This window comes from Leptodesmis sp. (assembly GCF_052746595.1).
Map to the genome: position 1 here is coordinate 1 of NZ_JBRAGO010000159.1, position 6,591 is coordinate 6,591.

Here is a 6,591-nt window from a genome sequence, read left to right on the forward strand (position 1 = left end):
CTCGGTGAGAATCCTTGATTTATAGGGGTTTCAGGAGTTTTCTGCACCACCAAGCTACTCATCCTTTTGAAGGCTGAACCGCTGGGGTTAATTTAGGGTAGGCGATGCGTTGGTGGTTGAATTGCTGCCAAACCTGGATAAAGACGTTGGCGATCTGGGTCATTTCGTCACGCGTGAGGCCAGAGTCAACCAATTGGTTCTCTTGCCAGCGAGCGCGCAGAATTTTGTTGATCATGGAGAGGGCTTCTTCCGGGGTGGCATTTTTCAGCGATCGCAGGGCTGCCTCACAGGAATCCGCCAGCATTACAATTCCCGTTTCGCGAGACTGGGGAATGGGGCCGTCATACTTGAAGTCCTCGTCGTTCAGCATAGGAGTGCCACCATTGATAGAAGCCTGTTGGAGTCGTTGTTGAGCCTGATGATAGAAGTAGGCAATCACCATCGTGCCCTGATGCTCTGGAATAAATGACTGGATCGCCTTGGGCAAGCGAAACTTGCGAGCCATCACCAACCCCTCGGTGACGTGCTTTTTAATAATCTCAGCACTTTTCCAAGGATCATCAATGATATCGTGCTTGTTCGGGCCACCCATCTGGTTTTCAATGAAGCTGAGAGGGTCGTGCATTTTGCCAATGTCGTGATAGAGAGTACCCGTTCTTACCAATTCCACGTTGCATCCCAGGGCACGGGCGGCGGCTTCTGCCAGGGTAGAGACAAATAGCGTATGTTGAAAGGTACCTGGAGCTTCAGCCGCTAGTCGTTTCAGCAGAGGCCGATTGGGGTTGGCCAGCTCTACCAGGCGAATGGTTGTAACCAGATCAAACAGTTGTTCGAGATAAGGGCTACTTCCCATGCCGACAATTACCCAGGTCAGACCGATTAGACCCTGTACCACACTGGCTCCCAGCAGGGTATACCAGGCAACTCCAGAGGCCGCCGTGAGCAACAGATACAAGGTTCCTTGCAAGACTCCAACGCCAACCCCTAAAATGGCTAACTCTTCCCGCGATCGCAGTCGTCCGCCCAACCACCCGCAGACTAAACCTCCGATCGCGCTAGATAGAAGCTCATTCAATTGCAGTTCAGATCCCACTGCCATCAATAGCGCCAGCAATCCAGCAACGGTCACGCCTAAAGGGCCGCCATAAAAGCTACCAACCAATAGCCCCACAGCCGGTAGATTCGTTGAAGGTAGCCGCAGAGCCACCAGTAAGGGAGTACTCAAACTCAGTAACCACAACAAAATGCCATCTCGCTTACGCAAGCCAGGGTAAAATCGCTGTTTAACGACCCAGACAATCGTTACGGCACCACTGACCAGGCTACCAAACGCAATCAAGCCGACCCAGTCGATTTCTCGGCGACTTAATCTAAAATGATCGAGCAAAGCGAAATTGGCCGAGGAAATAATCTGACCAGATTTAACAATGGCTTCCCCCTTGCGCACAGAGACCATAACGGGCTGAATTCCTCGGGCTACTTGCTCGGCCCGCAAACGGCTTTGTTCCTCGTCCTTGACTAAGTTCGGTTGCAGGATGTTGATCAATAACTGGCTAGCGATCGCTTGGGACTCTGGCGATCCAAGCCCTTTCACCTGTAATTTAATCGCCTCACTGAGCAGGGATTGGGGCAAACCCGGTGCAATCCCCTGAGCCAGAATTTGCTCAGCAATGTTGGGAAGGCGAGTTTGGATCAGTAGCCAGTCGTTATTGGATAAATCCAGCACTGCCCAATTAAACGCTTGTGACAAGTTCGGGACAGCAGGCTGCACCATAGCAGTCAGGGCTGCCGTATATCGCAATCGAGCCTGGGCAATTTCCTGAACCACACTTAAGTAGGTGCCCAGATCAACTGAGCGACGCAGAGCACGTAGCTCTGTGATCGCCTGCTTGCGATCATTTTCTAATAAGGGGGGGTGATTCGCCGATTCCAGCCCCGCCTTTTCCGAGGTTTGGGGCAACCTGGGGTCAACCGTTGTCAAAAGAGCTTGCCAGTCCCTATCCGGCAGCTTCCGTAAATAAACCTGAGTTTTGAAGGATAGATAGGCCGTTTTGGTGAAAGGAAATGCCCCTGCAAGTTGCCGTAGCTCGTTTCCTTGCTGAAGTTGTTGTTGCAATAACCGCTGAGCTTGTTGATTAACTGCTTGATCCAGCTTCAGAACGGAAATGGCATCTTTACGAGCTGTTTTGCGTTGCTCTTCGGTTGCTTTCTGATCTTCAATCGTGACAGTGGCGGGAGCATAAATCGTTTGAGGAGCGGCTTTACCAATATCTAATTTAGGGGTGGTGTAAAAGCGATAACCTAAAACACTGGTGAGAGAAATAACAGCCACTCCTAATACTAATGGAGAATGAGATACCATCCGCCACGTCTGTGAGCGCCTCAAATGAGTTTGATAAGTACTCCATCTTGAAGGGCGATCCCTAGAGGGCGATCGCTGAAAAAGCAGCCTATATCCATCCAAGCCCCCAACCGACTCACTCAGACGGTGACGATAGTGGACATAGGTCTCTTTCAGTTGCCGTTCCAGTGCCTGAAATACTCTCTTCACAAAGCACTACCTCTAAGGGAGAAAGGGAATTCCAGCGTATCCATTTTTTTGCATGAGCCACCAGTTCTGGCAAGGATTCATTGCCAGTGAGCAGAAGAAATTCGGGGGGAAGCAACGGGAAGCATATTGGCCGAAAAAAGACGGGGAGAAGCATCAAAGACACCGGCCCAGGAAGCCACCAAGCGAGTGGCCAGGTCTGTACAGGAGACGCGGGGGGATGAAGAAGGCGAATGGGCAGAACAAGGTTTTAGGGAAGCAGCCTGCCAAGTCAGAGGTAAACTACTGTAGCTGTTGTAAGCTCCTGATAGGCAGCCAGTTAAAGCACATAATACGGGATGAGCAGGTAAAAGTCGGGCAGCATGAAGCACAGAAAGATGCCAGTTATCGGGGGTGTACAGAAAACAGTACAACGCTAGGGCGATCGCGCTTTCCTCCTGGAGCAAAGATTGCTCTAACCTTAAAATCGTCGTTCTGTAAGCGACTCCCTGTTCTATTAGGTTGCTTAGCAATTCTAAACCTGCCAGAACCTGGGGGGAACGCTGCCCTAGGCCAAGCTCTGTGCCCCTCCAGTAGGACAAAAGCTGGGCGATGAATTGGCAGGGAGCAAGCCTTTCTTTGATCGCCTGAGCGATCGCATAGCCAAACATAGCAACCCAATCCTGTGTGCTGGTTGTCCCTCCCCAGGACTGCACCGTTTGTCGCAGATGCTGTTGCTGCAGCAATATATTATCATGAAAGAAAAAAGCAATGGGAAGGGTTGCGATCGCCAGCATCCCATTGTTCGCCCCAGACGCCAACAGCCGAGTTGTATCTAACGGGGTGGCCTGCAGCGGCCAGTCATTTTCTTGAATCAGAGCTTCTGCCACCTGAATGGCCAAGTCTACCCCAGGTGAAGCCTGCCATGCAGTCACATCTGCTGAGGACAGGATACCAGGATGCCAATGGTGCAATTTGGGGGAGAGCAAATGGAACCGATCGGTGCCTTCTCTCCAGTCAGTCTGGGTTGCGGATAGAGTAGCAGTTTGGGTACGCCGACTGATCCAGAAACTCAATTGGTCAGCGAGTACCATCCCTTCAAAACAGCCCTGAAATCGGCTCAAAAGTGAGTACTTCATAATAGATCCAAGAAAGTTGCTCTTTGCATTCCCCTTCCAGTCCCGTATAGTAATGACCTAGTTTTTAGGATTTGCATCATGCGTAGCAACTCCAGATTAACCTCTTTGCTCCCTAGGTATTGGCAACCCTGGTTAGTCGCGATCGTGGCTTGCAGTCTGGTGGGACTGAATCAAACAAATTCTGCTCTAGGCCAATCATCTCGATCGCCTGCCAAGTCACCCACCCCAGCAGCTTGTACCACTCCTCCCCAAATCTCTGCTAATAGAGCTACAGACAAGCCCTTTCTCAAGCTAGGCAGCCAGGGCACAGAAGTCACAGAAGTACAAGCTCTGTTGAAATTACTGGGCTACTACACCGGAGCCATTAACGGAGTCTACGAAGAGAGCACCGCCAACGCCGTTTTTCAATTTCAGAAAGCCGCAGGTTTAAACTCTGATGGTATTGTTGGAACCGATACCTGGAGTCGGTTACTACCTCCCTCCCCCCCTCATAGTTCTGTCAGTGCATCACCCCCAGTTTCAGAGAAGCCTATCCCACCAACCACCCTACCTGCCAACAGTGGAGCTTTTCCAACTCCTGGTACGGGCAAACCTCCTAGTCCGGCAACGACAGCTAAACCCCCTGCAGCAACTGCCCCAACCACTAAACCTACCAATTTGGAGAACGGTGAACGGACTTCAACAGAGATAGCCACATTGCCCATTCTGCGATTAGGCATGAAAGGGCCAGCCGTCTCTGGATTACAGGAACGATTACGAACTTTGGGATACCTTAAGGGAAGTGTAGATGGCATATTCGGCCCAGAAACTCAAGCAGCAGTAAAAGCAGCCCAACGAGTCCTGAAACTGGAAGCCGATGGAGTGGTTGGATCAGAGACCTGGCTAGGATTACTACGATAAAGTTGATTACAACCTTGGCAGTACCTGTACAACGGCACCTCAGGCCCAGTGCAAGGTACGAACCAAATAGAAACCAGCCGCTGATAGCAGAACGATGAGAGAAGCTACGGCAGTCAGGCGAACTCGATGAGTTTGGGGAGAGGGGGCTACCGCTTCACTCGCCAGAATGGCCGCGATCGCTCCTAAAATATAGCTCAAACATAAGGCCAGGTAGGGCCATCCCTGATTAACCCACCAGACCACACACAAAATCATCGCTAGCAACAGCATGGTTGCCGCCACTACCTGAGGTGGGTTATATCGGCTCACCAACACAATTCCAAGCCACCAGAACCACAAGCGTCTCATCAACCAGCTCTCCAAAGCTACTTGTTAGAATAGTTCAGCCCTGGAGATTTTGGGAAGTGCCTGCTTCCTGACCACTATTTGCCCGTTGCAGGCATTCGATCGCCTCTTCCATTTCCACTTGAGGAAACTGTTGGTAGAAGCGGCTGACGCTGTAGAAAGGGCTGGGAGTAGCCAGCACTACAACCCGATCGCACCAGGATCGCAGATACCTCAAAATGTCGGGGGGAGCCACAGGAACGCAGATCCAGATTTCCGCTGGGTGTTTTGCTCTCAAAGCCTGAGCCGCTGCCACCATAGTCATGCCTGTGGCAATTCCATCATCAACGATCAGGGCAATTCGTCCCAGGGGAGTCACTGACGGTCGATAAGGGGCCAACTGTTGCCATTGAAGCTGGGCACGTTTTTGAGCATGCTGTAAGGCTAACTCGTAGACCTCCGGCAAATTGGGCGATCGCGGCGGAGACAGCCACAGAACATGACCATCTGCAGTCACCGCACCAATCGCCAACTCCGGATTTTCCACACGGGTGATCTTTTTAGCAACTACCACATCCAGTGGGCAGTGCAGTAAGCGGGCGATCGGTTCTGCAATCTCCAATCCGCCTCTCGGTAGTGCGTAGACCATCATAGACGCAGCCGTTTCCCCAGGACGCGACTTCAGTTCATCAGCGATCGCCCTGGCCAGCTTTTCCCCAGCCTCTAGACGATTTGTAAAGCAAACTTTGGCATCAAAGCTTTGAGACGGTGAAGCGGGTGACATAATTCCCCCCCCCAGCATCATGCAGTGGGATCACCTTGATCATGCCTGAAATTTCTTGAATCTACCCAATTACACTAGAAAAATTTGCAGAGCTGTCATACCCTATCGCAAAGGGTAAACTCCACTTCTATCAAGTCGTTCCTGCAAGCCCATGTCTGCTGAAAACCAAATTAACTTGTTTGATTTATCTGATTCTGGAGCCGCTGTTGCCGCCCCTAAGGTAGATCCCGATCTGATTCCCACCTCGGCCACCATTCCCATTCCACCTGGGACCTACCACAGCATGGAGGAAATGAAAGCCCATTGCGATCGCTGTTTTCGCTGTGACTTGGGCCATAACCGCACTCATGCCGTGGTTGGCGAAGGCAACGTTCACGCCCAGATCATGCTTGTAGGGGAAGGACCAGGACAAACAGAGGATGAAACCGGGCGACCGTTTGTGGGGCGATCGGGGGAATTACTCGACAAAATTTTGGCCTCAGTAAAGCTGACGCGAGAACGGGATGTGTTCATCTGTAATGTGGTGAAATGCCGTCCTCCGGAAAACCGCACACCTACCACCGATGAAGCCGAGGCTTGCAAAGGCTACCTGCTGGAACAAATCCGGATGATTGATCCCAAGATTATTTTGTTGACAGGAGCCACGGCTTTGAAAGGACTGTTGGGCATCAAGCAGGGGATCACGAAAGTACGGGGGCAATGGATAGAACGGGACGGCCGCTTTTATATGCCGATCTTTCACCCCGCCTACTTACTGCGGAACCCTTCCCGTGAGCAGGGCAGTCCCAAATGGCTCATGTGGCAGGATATCCAGGCTGTACGCAAAAAGCTGGACGAAATCCAAAATGGATAAAGATGGCAAGTAGAACGAATCCAGGCGTGTAACCGTCCTGAAACTTGGACAGTGGAAGAAGACA

6 protein-coding genes are annotated in these 6,591 nt (G+C 51.4%); 2 read left to right on the forward strand and 4 right to left on the reverse strand.

What is annotated here, in order from left to right:
- Positions 1 to 58: 58 nt before the first annotated feature.
- On the reverse strand, positions 59 to 2,551 hold the full coding sequence (locus ACUVQO_RS21865) for an HD family phosphohydrolase (protein WP_445927937.1): 2,493 nt from the start codon (positions 2,549 to 2,551) through the stop codon (positions 59 to 61).
- Between the two features lie 77 nt (positions 2,552 to 2,628).
- The gene (locus ACUVQO_RS21870) at positions 2,629 to 3,666 is read right to left on the reverse strand and encodes an ADP-ribosylglycohydrolase family protein (protein WP_445927938.1); all 1,038 of its coding nucleotides are present in this window, start codon (positions 3,664 to 3,666) and stop codon (positions 2,629 to 2,631) included.
- A gap of 105 nt (positions 3,667 to 3,771) precedes the next feature.
- On the opposite strand from ACUVQO_RS21870, the gene ACUVQO_RS21875 reads away from it, so the two are divergent.
- Positions 3,772 to 4,566 (forward strand): peptidoglycan-binding domain-containing protein, encoded by a 795-nt coding sequence (locus ACUVQO_RS21875; RefSeq protein WP_445927939.1) that lies wholly within the window; start codon positions 3,772 to 3,774, stop codon positions 4,564 to 4,566.
- 39 nt (positions 4,567 to 4,605) lie between these two features.
- On the opposite strand, the gene ACUVQO_RS21880 is transcribed toward ACUVQO_RS21875, so the two are convergent.
- Both ACUVQO_RS21880 and ACUVQO_RS21885 read right to left on the reverse strand, forming a co-directional pair.
- On the reverse strand, positions 4,606 to 4,914 hold the full coding sequence (locus ACUVQO_RS21880; protein WP_445927940.1) for a hypothetical protein: 309 nt from the start codon (positions 4,912 to 4,914) through the stop codon (positions 4,606 to 4,608).
- A gap of 34 nt (positions 4,915 to 4,948) precedes the next feature.
- Entirely contained in the window at positions 4,949 to 5,674 is a 726-nt protein-coding gene (locus ACUVQO_RS21885) for a phosphoribosyltransferase (RefSeq protein ID WP_445927941.1), read from the reverse strand.
- Between the two features lie 151 nt (positions 5,675 to 5,825).
- On the opposite strand from ACUVQO_RS21885, the gene ACUVQO_RS21890 reads away from it, so the two are divergent.
- Positions 5,826 to 6,527 (forward strand): uracil-DNA glycosylase, encoded by a 702-nt coding sequence (locus ACUVQO_RS21890; protein ID WP_445927942.1) that lies wholly within the window; start codon positions 5,826 to 5,828, stop codon positions 6,525 to 6,527.
- The last annotated feature ends 64 nt before the right edge of the window (positions 6,528 to 6,591 follow it).